A 20,202-nucleotide genomic window follows, 5' to 3' on the forward strand; every position below is an offset into this window, starting at 1 on the left:
GGACAAACTTTGGAGCAACGAACCAAGTTAGTCTCGCATAGAGCATTTGAGGGACAAACTTTGACGCCATGAGCCAAGTTAGTCTCGAATAGAGCGTTTGAGGGACAAACTCCGGAGCCAACTTGCAGATTTCTAAAAGCGAAATTTTATTTCAATTAGATTTGACATAATGTATACTCCTCGATTTTCCTTCCTGAACATATTCGCTGAGAAGTACTCTTTGAATTGATTTACGGCTTATTGCTTTTTCACACCATTCATAAATATTATTAGTTGAAATCGCGCGATGTGGAAAGAGTAGATTGTACTCTTTGATATTTCGAAGGAGCCCCTCTTGCTTAGACTCGAAATAATTGCATTCACTGCATGATAAACTATTTTTCGACTTGATGATTTCGAGCTTATGACAATTCGGACAGAAAACCCCTTTCAGTAGTTGATCATAATGATATTCAGGAATCCTTGAATATGGAGTGGGATCAGCTTGATTTTCTAATAATGATTGGCAAATATTAAATGGTTTATCAGACAGCTTTCCTGAACTCCTATTAATTTTTTTCAAAAAAGAAGGAATTTGGGTAGGTAAGATAATCGGTACATTTCTTGGGGCGTTATATAAGGTGAATTCAGGGTTTGGAAAGACGACATAGCCTTTCACGTCAACACGAGGCAAACGAAGTTGTTGGAATAACTTACGAAAAGTCGTTTCAATTCGTTGAAGCTGAGCGAGAGGGTTATTTACTTCTAAACCAGAGGGGCCATACCATCTGCTGTCTTCAATAAAATAATCACCTTCAAAATTTTTCACTTCGAATAAATAAGGAGAACTTGGTGTAAAGAGAAGGGTGTCAACCTGAATGAGAGATTGGTTCACTTCGAAATACGTATCAGGCAAAATAAGCAAATCAATGGTTAATTGGTTCGAGAGCATCGTTTCGAAATTCTGTTCACCAATGTAGCCTTTATTCAAATTAGTAAAGTGGGTTCGAAGACTGTTGCTGAACTCCATTCGGGGCGTTAAACTGTGCAAAATCTGAAGCTCATAAGACTTTGTGCGAGGTTTCAAGAACATTGGCATCCTCCTGTTGAAAGTTTCGCTCTGTCACAGTGGAGAAGGTAAAATTAAATGAGGAAATAATAAAGTTCGAGGTTTAGAAAAAGCTTTAGATGACAGAGCGTCCTTCTATTTTTATCATAGGAGAACTTGCTAAAATAAACAAGGCGAACAAATAAATATTTATTAGAACGTACGTTCTGATTATTAACCACTTCTTTCCTATACATTACACATTACTTACTAGTAGTGGCACCGTTAGAATCTTGCTCTTGCTAGTCCTTCCTATATATAATAAATCAAAGATCGGCTTTCCTAAATAACCATAGTCAAAAAGGCGAGGTGTTCCTGTGTTATCTAGAGAAGTTGCACAAAATATTGTGAGTCGAACAATGGAAATCTTAAATTATAATATTAACGTCATGGACAATAATGGGGTAATTATTGGGTCGGGGGACAAGCATAGAATAGGAACGATCCATGAAGTTGCCAAACAAATTCAAATAAAACGAGATAGTATCGAAATTTCAATAGAAGATGAACAAGAATGGAATGGAGTAAAACAAGGCATTAATTTGCCTATTTATTTTCACGGTGAAGTCATGGGGACTGTGGGAATTACTGGAGAACCTTCAGAGGTGAGAAGATACGGTGAGTTAGTAAAAATGACAGCAGAAATGATTATAGAGCAATCCTTTTTACTAAAACAAATTCAATATGATGAAAGGATTAAACGTGAATTTGTATATCAGTGGATTACGGGAAAAGGTCTATCAGATAGTATGTTTTTAGAAAAAGCTAAAACCTTAGAAATTGATTTACTACTAAAAAGAGGTGTCGTTTTAATTAATGAGCGCATAAAAGATAATGACCATCCTGTAAAATCATTAGACAAGTTAGAAAAGGCTTTGAGCCCTTTGTTACATAAAGAAGATGTGATGAGTATTATAAATGAATATATTGTGATTATTAAGCATGCAGACTCAAAGAAGAATTTAACCAATGTAGTTGAACAATGGGCAAGTTATTTTGATAGAAAAGATCTTATTTTTACGTCTGGTTATCTTTATGAAGACTATATGGCTATTACTTATTCATATGAGCAAGCGATGAATACCTTAGAAGTTAGTAAAAAATTAGAATTGATTGAACAGGTTTTAAAATATGAAGACAGAACGATTGAAGTTTTACTAAACAGGTTATTAAAAGATGACACTACAAAAATGGCTTTCCCTATTGAGAATCCCCTCCCCGATACTAAAGGAAATAGAGATCTCTTAAACACGCTCGATGTCTATATAACGAATAATTGCCAAGTAAATAAAACTGCTAAAGAACTGTTTGTTCACCGAAACACGCTCACATACAGGTTAGATAAAATTCGCACGATTACGGGGAAAGACCCTCGGAAAATGATAGATTTATTTTATTTATATTGTATGTGTCAGTTAAAAAACAAATTACAATAGACCTTTACGCACAACAAAAACAAAAGTAATCCGCTTACATTTGTGCATTGGCATAATGAATTTCATATTTTAAGCGCTTACAATTAAGTTATCAATTTATAGATAACTTAAGGAGTGTATGTGTATGCCAGTTAGTGCTTTAGGAGCGGTAATTGCATTAGTAATTTCAATTGTTTTAATTTTACGGAAAGTACCACCAGTGTATGCTCTTGTTGCCGGCGCGTTGGCAGGTGGCCTAATAGGTGGAGCGGGTCTTACAACGACGGTCGATTTAATGATAGAAGGTGCGGAAGGGATTATCCCTGCAGTACTCCGGATTTTAGCGGCGGGTGTTTTAGCAGGTGTCCTTATTGAATCAGGTGCAGCCTCTTCAATAGCCAATGGTGTTGTTAGAAAGCTGGGAGAAAAGAAAGCGTTATTGGCATTAGTGCTAGCTACTATGTTATTGACAGCTGTTGGTGTATTTGTTGATGTGGCCGTCATTACAGTAGCACCTATTGCTTTAGCGATAGCGAATCGTGCGGGGCTCTCGAGAACAGCGATCTTACTTGCTATGGTTGGTGGCGGTAAAGCTGGAAATATCATGTCGCCTAATCCTAACACCATAGCCGTTGCAGAATCTTTTAATGTTCCGTTAACTTCAGTGATGGCTGCAGGGATTATTCCCGCTATTTTTGGAGTATTTGTTACTTATATTTTAGCTAAAAGACTTTCACAAAAAGGAACGATGGTGCCAAATGAAGACATTGAAGATTCTTCGGATCAAAGCGCCCCATCGATATTTACATCTATTATAGCGCCTTTAGTTGCTATCATTTTATTAGTACTAAGGCCGGTCTTTGGTATAGAAGTCGATCCCATGTTGGCGTTACCAGCAGGTGGGATTATCGGAGCCCTTGCAATGGGGAAAATCAAAGGCATTAATACGTTTATCATTTCCGGTTTGAGTAAGATGTCGGCCGTGGCCGTTCTTTTATTAGGAACTGGTACACTTGCCGGAATCATTTCAAATTCCGGGTTACAGTATGTTCTGATTGACAGTATTGAATTTCTCGGTTTACCAAGTTATGCCTTAGCACCAGCATCAGGAATCTTTATGTCTGGGGCTACAGCTTCAACAACAGCAGGTGCAGTTGTTGCAAGTGAAGTGTTCAGCGGAACATTGTTAGAGTTGGGTGTTGCAGGGCTTGCCGGAGCAGCTATGATTCATGCCGGTGCAACGGTTATTGACCATATGCCACACGGAAGTTTTTTCCATGCAACAGCAGGAAGTGTATTAATGGGAATTCAAGAAAGATTAAAACTTATCCCATATGAATCTCTTGTAGGGTTAACGCTGGCAACCATTTCAACGCTTCTATTTGGAGTTTTTCAATTATTCTAGTTTAAAAGAAAAGGAGAGACTGCTCATGAAAATAGTTGTCGCCCCAGATTCGTTTAAAGAAAGCTTAACAGCAATGGAAGTAGCTAATTCGATTAAAACCGGATTGAAAAAAGTTTGGCCAAAAGCGGAAATAATCACCTGTCCGATGGCAGATGGCGGAGAAGGGACGGTTCAGTCCTTAGTAGATGCGACAGGTGGACATCTAGAAACTAGAAAAGTACATGGTCCTTTAGATAATGAAGTTGAGGCATTTTTTGGTGTATTAGGCGATCATCAGACGGCAGTTATTGAAATGGCCGCCGCATCGGGTATTCATCTCGTGCCTAAACATTTAAGAAATCCTAAGATCACAACAACTTATGGAACAGGGGAACTTATAAAAGAGGCCTTGGATCTGGGAGTCAAAAAATTCATCATTGGTATTGGCGGAAGTTCGACGAATGATGGGGGGGCGGGTATGTTTCAAGCCCTTGGGGGAAGTTTGCTGGATCAATCGGGAAAAGAGATCGCAAAAGGGGGTCTTGCTCTCCGAGACTTGAAAACAATTGATGCATCTACTTTAGACCCTCGTTTACAAGACGTGAAAATCCAAGTAGCGTGTGACGTGGACAACCCTCTAACTGGAGATAAAGGGGCATCAGCTATTTATGGACCGCAAAAAGGCGCTACTAAACAAGATATTCATGTGTTAGATGAAGCATTAGCTCACTATGCTTATTTGATTAAAACCCAGCTAGGTAAAGATGTAGAGAGTGTGCCAGGAGCTGGAGCAGCTGGAGGACTCGGAGCAGGATTTTTAGCATTTATGCCTGCTACTCTTGAGTCTGGAGGGAAAATTGTCACTGATGTTACAGGCTTAGAAAGTTTCATCCAACAATCAGACCTAGTTATTACTGGGGAAGGTGGCATGAATCATCAGACGATTTACGGAAAAACACCTGTTTATGTAGCGGAGATTGCGAAGAAGTATAACGTACCTGTGATTGCAGTCTGTGGAAGTGTATCTAAAGGTTACGAGTCAGTCTATGAGGCAGGGATTGATGCAGTTTTTAGTTCCCTATCTGAAGTCGTGAAGTTTGAAGAGCTAGCGGAAGTTTCTGAGAGGCATATTGAACAAACTGCTGAAAACATTGCCCGAATTATGAACCTAAAAAAAATCGCGAACTAAACAGGAGATATTCGCAACTTTGGTTAAAACTAAAATATCGAAGTAGATGTAAGATAATTATAAATTAAAACGTGTGGGATTGAGCGGTTATCCGTTCTTTGCCACACGTTATTTTTTTACGAGAAAAGAATAGATTTAGATTAGGTATTCATTGTAATAAATGAGATAGTTTTAACATTTCTTGTGGAATGTATTTATCCATTACCCCTCCTCTTTTGCAACCATATATAGATCATTTCAGACATATGAATGTCCTTTTATAATAGTGTAAAAATAATTCTCTTAAATCATTTGAATGAAATAAAGAAAAAAGGTATCATTAGATTGTTTCGTAAATCGAATGAATGTTAAGATTTCTCTATCTATATATACAATTTGAATCATCCATAAGAAGAAGGATGCGATGTCAGTGAAAACAGTAGTCTCGTTTCTCGGACCTTACCGGTTCGCTGTATTTATAGCTTTAACGTTAACGTTAGTAGAATTAACAGTTGAATTAGTTCAGCCTTTACTCATGGCTAAAATTATTGATGACGGAATCATGCAAGAAGATTTGTCTGTCGTCATGTTATGGGGAAGTGTCATGGTTGGATTTTCTCTTATTGCATTTGCTGCAGGAATTACCAATTCATTTTATGCTGCCCATGTGAGCCAAAACACAGGTTATGACTTAAGGAGCAAGCTATTTGGTAAAGTGCAATCATTCGCTTTCTCTAATTTCAGTCAATTTCCAACTTCTTCATTAATGACGCGAATGACCAATGATGTGAACCAAATTCAAAATACGATTTTTATGAGTTTAAGAATCATGCTCAGAGCCCCTTTATTAGTCATTGGTTCTGTGGTTATGGCGCTATTTGTTAATGTACAACTGGCACTGATTCTCGTCCTCACTATTCCGATTCTCGTTGTTTTTTTATTATGGTTGATGAGAAAAGCGGGAAAGCTGTTTAAGGCGGTACAGGCGCGAGTCGATCGTGTCAATAACGTCGTTCAAGAGAATTTAACCGCTATTCGTCTTATAAAATCTTTTATTCGAAGAAACCATGAGTCACGCCGTTTTACGTCGGCCTCTAATGATTTAAGAGTCAAAACGGTTAAGGCTCTTAGGCTTATTGAAACGACGATGCCAGTCATCTTATTAGTTATGAATGGCTCAATTATGGCTGTTTTATGGTTTGGAAGTATTGGGGTCAATACAGGAGGCGCCAGTGTAGGGGAAGTCGTTGCGATTATTAATTACGTCACCCGTATGACCGGAGCTTTGTCGATTTTCTCTATGATTATCATTATTTTTTCAAGGGCGAGGGCTTCGTCTGAACGGATTGCAGATGTCTTGGAGGCAGATGTAAACTTGAAAGATGCCGATGATCAACAAACTCCACCCTTGATTACTGATGGAGATATCCAGTTTGATGACGTTTCATTCCGTTATCCAGGTACAACAAGAAATGTGCTCGAAGGCTTGTCCTTTCGTGCAAAACCTGGAGAAAGAGTAGCAGTGTTAGGAGCTACAGGTTCAGGGAAAACATCGATGTTCCAGTTAATACCTCGATTATACGACATCGATCATGGAACGATTAGGATCGACGGACAAGACGTGCGAAAGATTAAATTAAAGTATTTACGACGAATGATCGGCTATGTACCTCAAGAAGCCATGTTATTTACAGGTTCTATTGAAGAGAATATGCTGTGGGGAAAAGAGGACGCATCTAAAGATGAAATAGAACAGGCTCTGACAGATGCTCAAATCCACGATACGATCGTTGAGCTACCGAAAGGGTCTGATACGGTCATCGGTCAACGGGGCGTGAATTTGTCTGGCGGTCAGAAGCAGCGACTGTCGATCGCAAGAGCCTTAATCAGAAAGCCAAAAATCTTGCTGTTTGATGACAGTACGAGTGCCTTAGATGTGAAAACAGAAAAGAAACTGCTAGACGCATTGAAAAGTTATTCATGCACAACAATCATGATTACACAAAAAATGAGTACAACGATGAATGCAGATCAAATTCTGTTAATGGAAGAAGGCAAGATTGTCGCAAGAGGAACGCATGATGAACTATTGAAGACTTCCGCTCTCTACCAAAAAATATTTGAATCGCAATTTGGAAAGGAGGGGATGGTCCATGTTAAAAAAATTCACTGAACCGTTTAAACATGAAAAAATAAACCTGCAAGAAAGGGATCTGAAAGGTAAAGAAGGACAGACAACAAAACGAGCAGAAGACTGGAAAGGGACGTTAAAGCGGATTTGGCGTTATCTTGCAGAAAGCAAAGTTAGGCTCATTTTAGTCCTCATCATGATATTTTTGAGCTCCTTCTTTGCCTTGCTAGGACCGTTTATCGTGGGTATTTCCATTGACGAATTCATTGTAGATCAAGATACAGAGTTGCTCACATATGCATTAATGGGATTAGCAGTGATTTATTTACTCCATTCAACAGCGGTCTTTCTTCAACATTTCTGGATGGTACGTATTGCACAGAAAACAGTGTTTACGATGCGCACTAAACTGTTTGAACACCTTCATAAACTTCCTATACCATTTTTTGATAAACGAAAACACGGGGAATTAATGAGTCGATTGACAAATGATATGGAAAACGTCAGCAATACGTTGAATAGCTCGGTGATCCAGATTTTTGCTAGTGTGTTAACTCTTATTGGAACGATCTCTGTAATGCTTTATTTGAGTCCGTTATTAACGTTAATTACGTTAATGATCGTTCCGGCGATGGTCTTCGGAATGAAGTGGATAACGAAGAGAACTGGGAAATTGTTTAAGGCCCAGCAGAAGAATCTTGGAGAATTAAATGGCTACATTCAAGAAACGATGTCTGGTCAACGCATAATTAAGACGTTTTCTCAAGAAGATAAAGTGATTGAGGGATTTGAACAACGGAATACTGAACTTCGAAAAGCAGGATTCTGGGCACAGACTATTTCGGGCTTCATTCCAAAACTGATGAATATGTTGAATAATCTTAGTTTTGCTATTATTGCCGGAGTGGGTGGGATCTTTGCATTGTATGACATGATTACGATTGGAGTCATTGTCATTTTTGCTGAATATGCACGACAGTTCACACGCCCATTAAATGATTTAGCTAACCAATTCAACGTCCTCCTTTCAGCAATCGCCGGCGCTGAGCGAGTATTCTCGATCATGGATGAACCGGATGAAATCAGTGACGAGGACAATCAAATCGATTTAGTTAATGTGAAGGGGGACGTAACGTTTGAACACGTGTCTTTCTCATATGAGAAAGAAGGGAATACAGTGAAAGACATTTCCTTTACGGCGGCGGTAGGTGAAACGTTGGCGTTTGTTGGGCCTACAGGGGCAGGTAAAACGACGATGATCAGTCTTCTCTCAAGGTTCTATGATCCAGACAAAGGAACAATTACCGTAGATGGAGTCGATATTTCCAAGGTTAAAAGAGAATCGTTAAGAAAACATATGGCTTTTGTGTTACAAGACTCTTTTCTTTTTCAAGGGACGATTAGAGAAAATATTCGATATGGTCGTTTGAATGCGACAGACGAGGAAGTAGAAGAGGCAGCCAAACTTGCTAATGCCCATTCATTTATTAGTCATATGGCCGATGGATATGACTCGAAAATTGATTCGGAAGGTGAGGGGATCAGCCAAGGGCAAAAGCAGTTATTGTCCATAGCTCGCGCTTTATTAGCGGATCCGTCGATTCTTGTATTAGACGAAGCGACAAGTAGCATCGATACGGTTACAGAACTGAAAATACAAGAAGCGTTACAGCGGTTAATGAAGGGAAGAACGAGCTTTGTGATTGCGCATAGATTAAATACGATTCAACAAGCAGATCAAATTTTAGTTTTACAAGAAGGGGAAGTAATTGAGAAAGGATCCCATGATGAATTACTAGAAGATCAGGGCTTTTATGCAGATCTTTATTTCAGTCAATTAAAACGAGAAGTTGGATAAACTAAGGTAGATTACGTGACAATTCCCCAAGTATCAATAGACGTCTGACAACTGAAACGATATAATAATCATTAGATATTCATGGATGAATCTCCGGGTTGCTTCGAACCTGGAGCTTTTTTACACTTAAAAAAACGTATCTTTCTAAAAGCGATGAAGGAAGACAAAATAAACGAGCTAATCAATTCCATGGAATCGAACGACTAAAGAAAGAAGGGTGAGCGAAATGGGTTTAACGGAAAGAATTCATGTTGCTAATAAACAAAAGCCAGCTGATGTAGTTATTAAAAATGGGAAAATTGTCAATGTCTTCTCTTTGGAAATTGAAACAGGGGATGTAGCCATCTCGGAAGGAAAGATTGTAGGCATAGGGCAGTACGAAGGAAAAGAAGAAGTAGATGCTGATGGAAAATACATCGTACCTGGTTTAATTGATGGTCATGTGCACATCGAATCATCGATGGTTTCACCAAGCCACTTCGCTAATGTCGTCGTTCCTCATGGAGTGACAACGGTAGTCACCGATCCTCATGAAATTGCCAACGTGACCGGAGACAAGGGAATTGAATTCATGCTCCAGGATTCAGAAGGTATTCCTCTAGATGCATTATTCATGCTCCCCTCATGTGTTCCAGCTACCCCTTTTGAAAATTCTGGTGCAGTTCTTACGGCAGAGGATTTAACTCCATTTTATCACCACGAACGTGTCTTAGGTTTAGCAGAAGTGATGGATTTCCCTTCCACCGCCAGTGCGGAAAAAGGGATGATTAATAAAATCACCGATGCTAGAACACGAGGAAAGTTTATTGATGGACACGGAGCGGGACTTGGTGAGCATGCGATGAACATTTACGGAACAGCAGGAATCACAACGGATCACGAGTGTACAACTGTCGAAGAAGCCCGAGACCGTTTGAAAAAAGGACTTTATGTTCTGATTAGAGAGGGTTCGGGAGCCAAAGACTTAGAAGCACTCATCCCCCTTGTAACTGAAAAGAACGCACGACGGTTCTTGTTCTGTACAGATGATAAACATTTAGACGAATTAATTGAAAAGGGAAGCATAGATGACAACGTAAGGTTAGCAATTAAGAATGGCTTGGATCCGATGCTAGCCATCCAACTGGCAACTCTTAATGCTGCGGAGTGTTATGGCCTAAAGACAAAAGGAGCGATTGCGCCAGGATACGAAGGGGATCTACTTCTTGTAGATGATCTCCATTCGTTCTCCATTACAGAAGTTTATAAAAACGGGAAGCAAGTGGCTAAAGACGGCCGAATGATATCCGCGAAAGAAAGTAACGGAAGAAAAGATGATTCGTTATTAAACACAGTTCACCTTCCAAACGTAACAAAAGAGAGTTTGAACATTTCTGTTTCAAATAGTCGCAAAGCTCATGCCATTAAATTAATCCCGAATAGCCTTGTAACCGAAAAAATTGTTGTGGAACCTGATGTTCAAGAAGGGGCCTTTATTGCAAGTGTGGATAAAAATCTAATGAAAATGGCAGTGATTGAACGTCATCACCATACAGGGAATATCGGTCTTGGGTTCATCCAAGGTCTAGGTTTCCAATCTGGATCTATTGCTCTTACGGTCGCTCATGATTCTCACAACTTAGTGACAGCGGGGACGAATGATGAGGATATGTTAAAAGCTATTAAAGAGGTGAAGAGCATGAAAGGAGGCCTGGTCCTTGTTAAGGACGGGGAAGTAGTCACCAGTCTCTCCTTAACCATTGCCGGTCTCATGTCTAATAGGACTGTAGAGGAGGCTTATCAAGGTCTTAAACAGTTAGATGAAGGGCTAGAAAAACTTGGATTCACAGGGGATTTTAATCCATTCTCTGCTTTATCATTTATGTGTCTACCAGTCATCCCAGAGCTGAAATTAACAGATTTAGGATACTTTGATGGAAATGAAGGAAAACATATTTCGATTCAAGCATAAAGGATTATTTTCTCTAGTCAAATATATTGGAATAGGGGGAGTAAACTGACAATCGGTTTTTAAAGTGAATAAAGTTTTAAGCTGAACAGATCAACGAGAAAGAGTGCCTTTAAGCACTCCTTCTTGTTTTTAGTAACCCTTTCTCACTTAGAGTAACCTCTCTTTATACAGTTTTTTCAACACCTCTAATTCAATAGATAAATACTCGTTAGCCTTTTTATACTTTCTCTTACTAGATAAATAGTCGCTGAAGTGATTTCCAATGTTTTCTAATTGATCCCATAGAGAGTGTTGATAAAAATAGTCAATCGCTTCCTCCATTTTTGTTTCATAGACTTGGTCGTTGCCAAGTTCATATTCCATTTGAGCTTCAATTACCTGAACTTTAAACCGTTGAATTTCGTCTATACAATACTTGTCGGCTTGTTTAATCAACTGTCTCAAAGTGTCAAAGTGTTGATTAAGTAAGTGGGCAGTCAATAAACCGAAATACGAGGAATATAAACTGTTTAGATCATAGAGGTCTTCTTTATCGTAATGAGCCCATTTTTTGTCTAAACTCTTTGAGAAGTGTTCGATACTTTGATCATAATTCCCTTTTTTTTGTTCCAGTGTACCGAGGTTGTTTAAAATCTTAGTCTGTTCTTCAATAAACTCTTCTTTCAGAGCCAAATCATAGCCTTTCGTTAACATTGTTTTAGCAGTAGGATAGTCTTGCAATTCTATATGGATGTTTCCGATTAATATATAAGCATTAACAGTACTATTCAAATGCTTCAGATCGATATAAAGCTCTTTTGCCTCTTTAACATAGGATAACGATCGATAGTAATCTTTAATTTTAAAGAATACAAGCCCTATATTGAATAAACAGACGGCTTGATCTTCTTGGCGATAAACGTTATCAAGTGCAAGTTGAAAATGGTGATAACTAGAAGAGTAATCTCTCTTAAAGAAGTCGTACAAGGCAGATACATAGTGGTATTTATATCTAACTTCTTGAGAGAGGCTTTTAAGATTATATTCAGCTAGGTAAAGGGATATTTGATCATAAGGCTTTTCCACCTTTGAAAGGTCCCCTTTCCTTAAGTAATGGCTGCAGTAGATGATTAAGTAAGATAATTCCTGAGTAATGGATGGGATGTAAGTCAGACGTTGTTGATATTTTTTTATAAACTGGTCAGATTCTTTTATGCCTGTCCGGAAAGCTTGCTCATACATATCTAAATATCTATTTATTTCTTCTGAATCGCTTTGAGAAAGAACTAGGTAATCATTAGGAACTTGAAGTCTTTCGGCTAATAAGAATAAGATGTCCTTGGACGCTTCGTAACGTCCACTTTCAATATTGCTGAAATGGGAAGAAGAAACAATGCCTTCACAAACATCAAGTTGTGACAATTTCTTTTCTTTTCTAAGATATTTGATTCTCTTTCCTATATGCAAAGGTCTCCCCCCTTGTTTCTAAATAAATTTCATAAATATGAGATTAGTAGGGCGTTGATTTTAAGACAAGACACTAGAGCTCATTTAGTACAGTTGCTTAATGTGGCCTGTTTTCTGTCATCCATTGTCAGTCCTTCATGATTTCTTTGAACTGATTAGCAGCATAGCTAGGTGAAGGGGCAGAAGCAATGGCAGAAATGATAGAAACTCCATCGGCCCCAGCTCTTTTTATTTCTGGAGTCTTTTCTACTGTGATTCCTCCGATAGCTACTATTGGGAGGTTAATCCCGCTCTTTCTCATATCCATAATCCTCTCCGGTCCACACACTTCTTCAGCATCTTGTTTGGAATTTGTTTGGAATATCGGTCCAACCCCAAGGTAATCTGCCCCATCAGCGACAGCTTGTTTCGCCTCTTCGATAGTATGAACTGACACTCCGAGAATCATATTTTCACCAATCATTTTTCTTGTAATTGAGGCTCCGGCATCTTTTTGACCAATGTGAATTCCATCAGCATTCATTGCTATGGCTAGTTCCACGTCGTCGTTTATAATAAACCCAATTTGGTGATCTTTACAAACTTGAAAAAGTTTTTCAGCCATATCACGTTTGGCTTTGTTCGTAAGACATCCGCTTCCTTTTTCCCGAAATTGAAAGAGGGTGATACCGCCAGAAATGGCTTCCGTTAACACGTTCGGTAATGGGCGATTAACATTCGTTGTACCACTAATAAAATATACGCTTAGTGCCTGTTTCAGAGTGTCATTATCTATGTGTTTACTCATTCTGTATCCACCTTCAGCTCCAAGAAAGAGTCAGAATAAAACCGATGAGCAGAGTGATTAGTTGGGCCAGGTCCTTCACCTAATGAAAACCCGTGGACGATGGCTAAATGAATGAATGATTTTGCCTCATGGATTGCTTTGGTTAAGGGAAGGCCTTTAGCTAAGTTTGCCGTAATAGCAGCGGCATAAGTACATCCTGTTCCATGAGTGTGTATTGTATTGATTTTTGGTACGGTAAAATAATAAAAGGTCTCTCCATCAAAGAGAATGTCTACGATATGATCTGAGTTCTCTTCATGTCCACCTTTTAAGAGGACAGCTTGAGGGCCAAGCTTGTGCAATTCTTTCACGGCACTTTTTCGATCTTCAAATGTTGACAAGTTCATCCCCGTAATGACTTTAGCTTCAGGAATATTTGGGGTAATGATGGTCGCTTTCGGAATAAGTTTATGAATCAGAGCATCCATCGCTTCTTCATGAAGAAGTTTAGAACCTGATGTTGAAATCATAACAGGATCAACAACGAGATAGGGCCACCGGTAATGGTCTGCTTTTTCACTTACAATTTCGATAATATCTCTATTAAGCAACATGCCTGTTTTCACCGCATCAGTCCCAATGTCATCCATAACTGAGGTTATTTGCTGTTCTACTCCCTTTAGGTCCACTGGAAACACACCTTGAACGCCAATGGTATTTTGTGCGGTGATGGCTGTAATAGCACTCATTCCGAAGACGTTTAATTCTTGGAACGTTTTTAGATCTGCTTGAATTCCAGCACCGCCTCCACTGTCAGAACCTGCAATTGTTAAAGCTTTTGGCAACATGAACAGTCCTCCTTGTTTATAATTTAACGTCGACGATCTCGTTAATTTGAGATGGAGTCACTTGATGTAAGCTGTCTAGAAAATGCATTTGAAAGTGTCCGGGGCCCATATTTATATCTTTTGATGCCGCAACTTGAGCTGATATGCCGTAAAAGGCTACTGCTGAGGCAACAGCTTCCAAGAGATTGTCCTCATCCACTGCAGCGAAAGCTCCTACAACGGAACTCAGTAAGCACCCTGCTCCTGTAATTTTCGTTAGAAGGGGATGTCCATTATTTATTGAATATACCTTTGTACCGTCAGTAATTATATCTTTAGCACCTGTTAAGGCTACGATTGTATTCCAAGTCTTGGCTACTTCTTGTGCGGTCTCTAAAGAATCATCCATTTTCGCTGTAGAATCGACTCCGCGCATTTCCACTGCTTGACCGGTCAGATTAGCAATTTCACCTGCATTTCCGCGGATCACCGAAATATCCAGTTCTTCTAGCAATCTTCTAGCACTTTCCGTTCGAAAGGAAGTGGCTCCCACACCCACTGGGTCAAAAATAATCGGAACCCCCTTTTTGTTCGCTGATTTCCCTGCAATTAACATAGCGTCAATCTCTTGTTTAGTGAGCGTACCGATGTTTAATATTAAAGCTTGTGCAATCGAAGCCATCTCTTCTACTTCTTCCTCTGCATAAGCCATAACAGGACTAGCGCCTAGGGCATAAAGACCATTAGCAGTGAAATTTGTTACAACAACATTTGTCATATTGTGAATAAGAGGTGAGGTTTCTTGAATTTTACTTCTCAAACTCTGGATCGGTAACATGAACATCTTCCTTTCTAATAAAAATTAAGAGATTCAAATAATGGATAACTTATTAGAAACGTTTAAGGACGGTGAAAAAATCTTGTCAACCGACTGTATCGAAAAAGAGTAAACATTTTGTGACCAAAGGGAAACAATTCAATGCTAAGGAAATGTATTAAAAAAAGCCGTTCTCTATGGAACGGCGTCAAGTGAAATATAGAAAATGGATCGAAGTTCGTCTTGTCGCGTTCCACTTTCCTACGCTGGTATCACCCAGATCAGGTTCAAAGGGATCAAGCAATGTCTTGTCTCAGCCATAACGGCACCCCTAGTGGAAAAATATTTACTTTTTTCTTAATGTTATATTATCATAAGATGAGCCGTTGAAACAAAAATGTTTTGAAGAAAATGGGTGAATAGAATATGAATGAGCTTTATTTACAAGCCGAAGAATTTATTAATAAAACTTATAAAGAATTAAATAAAGAAGAACTCATTCCTAAAAGGTTGAAAGAAATTGAACATGAGATAGAGACGTCAAATCATTATAACCATACTTTCGAAGAACTAGAACATGGCGCAAAGATGGCATGGAGAAATGCGAATAAATGTATCGGTAGACTGTTCTGGAATACATTATCTATTAAGGATGCAAGAGAAATCAGAGAAGATGACCATGTATTTGAAGCATTGGAGAGTCATGTACGTTATGCAACGAATAAAGGGAAAATAAGGCCTACAATGACGATCTTTGCTCCTAGAAGAAAGGGGCATACTCCTGTTAGAATTATAAATCATCAGATCATCAGATATGCAGGCTACAATTTTAATAATGAAATCATTGGTGACCCTGATTCGATTCCTTTCACAAAACTTTGTCAATCATTAGGTTGGCAGGGGGAAGGATCTCACTTTGATCTACTTCCTCTCGTCATTCAGCTAAATGATGGAGAATTAGTATGGCGATCACTTCAAGAAAAAGATGTTCTTCAAGTTGATATCAGTCATCCAGAACTACCTGACATGAATGACTTAGGCCTTAAATGGTATGCAGTGCCGATTATTTCTGACATGTTACTGGAAATTGGTGGGATTCGTTATCCGGCAGCTCCTTTCAACGGATGGTATATGGGAACTGAAATTGGCGCTAGGAACTTCGCTGATGAATCCCGCTATAACTGTTTACTGGCAGTGGCTGAAACGATGGAATTAGACACATCAAAAGCGTCTACATTATGGAAAGATCGAGCTCTCGTTGAACTGAACCGTGCTGTTCTTTACTCTTTTCAAAAAGTAGGTGTGAGCATCGTAGATCATCATACGGCAGCTGAACAGTTCAAAAAATTCGAGAAAAATGAACAAGTAGCAAACAGAGAGCTCACAGGGACATGGAGTTGGCTCATCCCACCTGTATCACCTGCAGTGACGCATATTTTCCATAAGGAGTATAATGATCAATTCGTATCCCCAAATTTCCATTATCAAAATCGAATATATAATAACAATGGGGATGTTGAGTGAATCGTGTTGCACGTGTTGAGAAAAACATAGGAGAATCGTAGTCACTTTTAGAGTATTAAGAATTGGAATTTTATGTGAAGTGTTGAGCAAAAAAGTTTATATCGTATCGTTTATGAATTTAATAATAGGTTTTTAAAAAAACAGGAAAAGAAGGTGAACCATTTGTTCTGGTTACAATTTGCAGTCGTAATTATCGCTATATTTATTGGAGCAAGAATTGGAGGCATTGGACTTGGTGTTATGGGGGGCGTAGGTCTCGCTCTATTAACGTTTGGATTTGGACTTCAGCCCACAGCCCCTCCTATAGATGTCATGCTTATGATTGTCGCTGTTGTTACAGCAGCAGGAGCCCTGCAAGCTGCAGGAGGAATGAATTATTTAGTCACAATAGCCGAGAAAGTGCTCCGGAAAAATCCAGAAAGAATTACGTTTATGGCACCGATAGTGACATATTTCTTCACTTTTTTTGCTGGAACCGGTCACGTAGCCTACACGTTACTTCCAGTGATTTCAGAGGTAGCCCAGGAATCCAAGGTTCGCCCAGAGCGTCCAATGTCGATTGCCGTCATTGCCTCTCAACAAGCAATCACGGCAAGTCCAATTTCTGCAGCGACCGTGGCGCTATTAGCGTTACTTGCTCCATACGATGTTACGTTACTCCAAATTTTAGGAGTGACCCTCCCTGCGACATTTATTGGTATTATGCTAGCAGCCTTTACGATTCGGAAAAAGGGCGCCGAACTAGAAGATGATCCTGTCTATAATGAGCGATTAGAAAAAGGAATGGAACCGATCGGAGAAGGTAAAGAAAACATGGTGGTGACAGGGTTGTCTAAGTTTTCAGTTGGATTATTCCTATTCGCAGCCGTATTAATAGTTTTATTAGGTAGTTTCCCCGAACTTCGTCCATCATGGAACGAAGCAGGTGAAATAGTCGAGCTCTCTATGCCAAACGCCATTCAAATCATCATGCTTACTACTGCTGCCCTGATCATTTTGGTTTGTAAAGCAGACGTACAAAAGATTGCAGCAGGAAGCGTATTCCGAGCGGGAATTGTCGCCGTTGTCGCCATTTTTGGTATCGCATGGATGGGAGATACGTTTTTCCAAGCGAACATGGATACAATTGAGCCAGCCGTTCAAGGAATGGTTACGACCGCTCCTTGGATTTTTGCCCTAGCTCTATTTATCATGTCCATTCTGCTAAATAGTCAGGCTGCTACAGTGAGTGCATTAATGCCACTTGGATTGAGTCTTGGAGTTAACCCACTCTTTTTAATCGCCATGTTCCCTGCCGTAAATGGATATTTCTTTATCCCTAACTACGGTCCTATCATTGCAGCAATTAGCTTTGATCGGACAGGAACAACGAAAATCGGGAAGTATGTTCTAAATCACAGCTTTATGCTCCCCGGACTTGTAACAAGTATCATTGCTGTTGCATTAGGATTTCTATTTGTCATGTTTTTATAAAAGAAGCGCCCCCATGCTGATGCATGGGGGTTATTGCTATATTTATAAGGTTGCAGGATGGGTCATGCTAGTCAGGTGTTACCGGTGTAGCACTTCGCAGCACGCCCAACCGCCACCAACCATAAAAAACCGCCCCACTACTTGGGGCGGTTAATCAAAATTAGTTATTCTATTTTTTAACTAAATAGTCATTTACGAACACTTTGATCGTAAAGTAATCCACTTCCTCTGGGAGAGCTTCCTTAAGCGGTTTTAAACCACCTTCCAGCCCTAATTTCTTGACTGCTTCTTCTACTAAAGACAACTGCTCGCTGTCGACTAGACGGTCAAAGTTTACGTCGTAGCCTTCATCTGCAGCCTGAAGCAGGTGACTTTGGATGGTTCTGTCTTTTACATTTCTGAGTTCGCAAATATCCTCTACTGAATGACCCTCTTTAAATAATTCATAAGTTCTTAAGAAGCTTGGAGTTTGGTCTTTCTTTTTTCCTAAACCGTCTATGGTTGATGGATCTTGGTTATGCGTTGAGGAGGAAACCTCATGAGTTTTTCTCTCTTCAGGATTTTCTTCTACATACGTTAAAATTGCTTCTAGAAACTGTTCTCCATACGAATCTACTTTCATTTGGCCGATCCCTTTGACTTCAAGGAGTTGTTCTTCGGTCTCTGGTAGTTTCGCGCATAAGTCATTTAGCGTCTGATCGGAAAATACCATGTACGGTGCTACCGCATGTTGTTTAGCTAGATGCGAACGCAGTTCTCGAAGTGTTTCGAATAATGGATGCTTTTTGGACAGAACTGTCGGTTGTTTCGCTTGTTTCTTTTCAACCTTCGTTTCCCCCTTCAAGACAGGTACGACGTTCTCTGTAAGTTGCAAGACAGGGTAAGTACCACCGCTCATTTTCAAGAACTGAGAAGCAACGAGGTAATCAATAAATTGGCTTACTTCTTTTTGTGTCCTATCTTTTAATAGTCCGTAAGTAGTCAAGCGATCGAACGAGAAATCTTTTATCTTTTTATTACCTGAACCAACGAGAACCTGAGCGACCATCGTTTTGCCGAAACGTTCGTCCATGCGCTTAATGCATGAGAAAACCATTTGAGCTTCTTTCGTCACGTCCACGGTGATCCGGTCATCGATACATTCGGAACAGCGACCGCATTGAAAGAGATCTATGTCGCCAAAATAATGAATAATATAAGCTTGCAGGCAATTCTCTGTGTGACAATAGTTAACCATTGCCTGAAGTTTGCCGTATTCTTGTTCTTTTCGTCCGTCTGACATATTGGATTGGTCAATGAGAAATTGTTGAATCCGAATATCTTGGGGAGTGAAAAGAAGAATACATTCACTATCCTCACCATCACGACCCGCACGACCGGCTTCTTGATAATAACTTTCAATATTCCTCGGCATTTGTGCATGGATCACAAACCGGACGTTCGATTTATTAATTCCCATTCCAAAGGCGTTGGTCGCAATCATTACCTGTGTTTCATCATAAACGAAAGATTCTTGCATGTGTCTTCGTTGATCGGGACTTAATCCACCGTGATATTTCCCGACAGAAACCCCCATTTTCGTCAGTTTATCGTGTAATCGTTCCACTTCTTTTCGTGTAGCTGCATAAATAATTCCGGAGTAGCTGCTGTTTCGCTTTAAATAATCCTTGATGTAGTTGTCGCGGTCCATTCCTTTTACAACATGGAATGATAGATTTTTTCTGGCAAAACCTGTTTGGACGACGTTATCTGATTGAATCGACAAGGCTTCGCAAATATCTTCTGTTACTTCTGGTGTAGCTGTTGCTGTGAGCGCCAAAACTGCCGGTTTTCCGGGAAGTTGCTGAATGAGTTCAGGGATCTTCAAGTAACTTGGTCTGAAGTCATGTCCCCATTGAGATAGACAATGCGCTTCATCAACGGCCAATAGAGAAATAGGCAAAGTCTGTAACATCGTTAAAAATCCTGTTGACTCTAATCTCTCTGGTGCTACGTACACAAGAGGATATAGACCGTCTTGGATTCCTTGAATCCGTTGTCGAACCTCCTCATAACTGAGAGAACTATTAATGAATGTCGCCTCGATGCCTACTTCTTGAAGTTCATCTACTTGGTCTTTCATCAATGAAATGAGGGGGGAGACGACAAGAGTAACACCGGTAAATAGGAGTGAGGGGATTTGGTAGCATATCGATTTTCCGCCACCTGTTGGCATCACTCCCATTGTATTTTGTTTGTTAAATACTTTTTCGAGAATTTCTTTTTGGCCTCGACGGAAGTCATCATAACCGTAATGTTTTTTTAATTTCTCTTCTGCTTGAATTAGCATGGTTCTCCTCCAAAACGTTCAGTTCA

14 protein-coding genes and 1 riboswitch are annotated in these 20,202 nt (G+C 39.6%); of the genes, 8 read left to right on the forward strand and 6 right to left on the reverse strand.

What is annotated here, in order from left to right; all coding sequences use genetic code 11:
* Window positions 1–151: 151 nt before the first annotated feature.
* Window positions 152–1,072 (reverse strand): nuclease-related domain-containing protein, encoded by a 921-nt coding sequence (locus CR194_RS15950; RefSeq protein ID WP_158282296.1) that lies wholly within the window; start codon window positions 1,070–1,072, stop codon window positions 152–154.
* Window positions 1,073–1,404: 332 nt separating this feature from the next.
* On the opposite strand from CR194_RS15950, the gene CR194_RS15955 reads away from it, so the two are divergent.
* The 6 genes from CR194_RS15955 (at window position 1,405) to ade (ending at window position 10,994) form a co-directional block, all read left to right on the forward strand.
* Window positions 1,405–2,523, forward strand: a complete 1,119-nt coding sequence (locus CR194_RS15955; protein WP_110610855.1) for a CdaR family transcriptional regulator — start codon at window positions 1,405–1,407, stop codon at window positions 2,521–2,523.
* Window positions 2,524–2,641: 118 nt separating this feature from the next.
* On the forward strand, window positions 2,642–3,907 hold the full coding sequence (locus CR194_RS15960; protein ID WP_110610857.1) for a GntP family permease: 1,266 nt from the start codon (window positions 2,642–2,644) through the stop codon (window positions 3,905–3,907).
* 25 nt (window positions 3,908–3,932) lie between these two features.
* Window positions 3,933–5,075, forward strand: a complete 1,143-nt coding sequence (locus CR194_RS15965; RefSeq protein ID WP_110610859.1) for a glycerate kinase family protein — start codon at window positions 3,933–3,935, stop codon at window positions 5,073–5,075.
* Window positions 5,076–5,484: 409 nt separating this feature from the next.
* A complete protein-coding gene (locus tag CR194_RS15970; protein WP_110611124.1) occupies window positions 5,485–7,227 on the forward strand; it encodes an ABC transporter ATP-binding protein in 1,743 nt (580 codons plus the stop codon).
* Complete coding sequence (locus tag CR194_RS15975; protein ID WP_110610861.1) at window positions 7,208–9,043, forward strand: ABC transporter ATP-binding protein; 1,836 nt, start codon at window positions 7,208–7,210, stop codon at window positions 9,041–9,043. Before CR194_RS15970 ends, CR194_RS15975 begins: the two co-directional genes overlap by 20 nt.
* Window positions 9,044–9,269: 226 nt before the next feature.
* The gene (gene ade, locus CR194_RS15980) at window positions 9,270–10,994 is read left to right on the forward strand and encodes an adenine deaminase (protein ID WP_110610863.1); all 1,725 of its coding nucleotides are present in this window, start codon (window positions 9,270–9,272) and stop codon (window positions 10,992–10,994) included.
* Between the two features lie 147 nt (window positions 10,995–11,141).
* Here ade and CR194_RS15985 read toward each other — a convergent pair whose 3' ends face one another.
* The 4 genes from CR194_RS15985 to thiM all read right to left on the reverse strand — a co-directional run bounded on the left by CR194_RS15985 (window position 11,142) and on the right by thiM (window position 14,877).
* Window positions 11,142–12,440 (reverse strand): helix-turn-helix domain-containing protein, encoded by a 1,299-nt coding sequence (locus CR194_RS15985; protein ID WP_110610865.1) that lies wholly within the window; start codon window positions 12,438–12,440, stop codon window positions 11,142–11,144.
* A gap of 127 nt (window positions 12,441–12,567) precedes the next feature.
* Complete coding sequence (gene thiE / locus CR194_RS15990) at window positions 12,568–13,227, reverse strand: thiamine phosphate synthase (protein ID WP_110610867.1); 660 nt, start codon at window positions 13,225–13,227, stop codon at window positions 12,568–12,570.
* Window positions 13,224–14,054, reverse strand: a complete 831-nt coding sequence (thiD, locus tag CR194_RS15995) for a bifunctional hydroxymethylpyrimidine kinase/phosphomethylpyrimidine kinase (RefSeq protein WP_110610868.1) — start codon at window positions 14,052–14,054, stop codon at window positions 13,224–13,226. The genes thiE and thiD overlap by 4 nt, the downstream gene beginning before the upstream one ends.
* A 16-nt stretch (window positions 14,055–14,070) precedes the next feature.
* Window positions 14,071–14,877 (reverse strand): hydroxyethylthiazole kinase, encoded by an 807-nt coding sequence (gene thiM / locus CR194_RS16000; protein WP_110610870.1) that lies wholly within the window; start codon window positions 14,875–14,877, stop codon window positions 14,071–14,073.
* 214 nt (window positions 14,878–15,091) lie between these two features.
* Window positions 15,092–15,193, reverse strand: a riboswitch (TPP riboswitch).
* A gap of 83 nt (window positions 15,194–15,276) precedes the next feature.
* On the opposite strand from thiM, the gene CR194_RS16005 reads away from it, so the two are divergent.
* Both CR194_RS16005 and CR194_RS16010 read left to right on the forward strand, forming a co-directional pair.
* Window positions 15,277–16,374 (forward strand): nitric oxide synthase oxygenase, encoded by a 1,098-nt coding sequence (locus CR194_RS16005; protein ID WP_110610872.1) that lies wholly within the window; start codon window positions 15,277–15,279, stop codon window positions 16,372–16,374.
* 162 nt (window positions 16,375–16,536) lie between these two features.
* Window positions 16,537–17,847, forward strand: coding sequence for an anaerobic C4-dicarboxylate transporter family protein (locus tag CR194_RS16010; RefSeq protein ID WP_110610874.1), 1,311 nt, complete (start codon window positions 16,537–16,539; stop codon window positions 17,845–17,847).
* Window positions 17,848–18,016: 169 nt separating this feature from the next.
* Here the strand turns inward: CR194_RS16010 and recQ are convergent, their stop codons facing one another.
* Window positions 18,017–20,176, reverse strand: a complete 2,160-nt coding sequence (gene recQ / locus CR194_RS16015; RefSeq protein ID WP_110610875.1) for a DNA helicase RecQ — start codon at window positions 20,174–20,176, stop codon at window positions 18,017–18,019.
* Window positions 20,177–20,202 lie beyond the last annotated feature (26 nt).

It is taken from the genome of Salipaludibacillus keqinensis (assembly GCF_003226325.1).
GTDB lineage: Bacteria > Bacillota > Bacilli > Bacillales > Salisediminibacteriaceae > Salipaludibacillus > Salipaludibacillus keqinensis.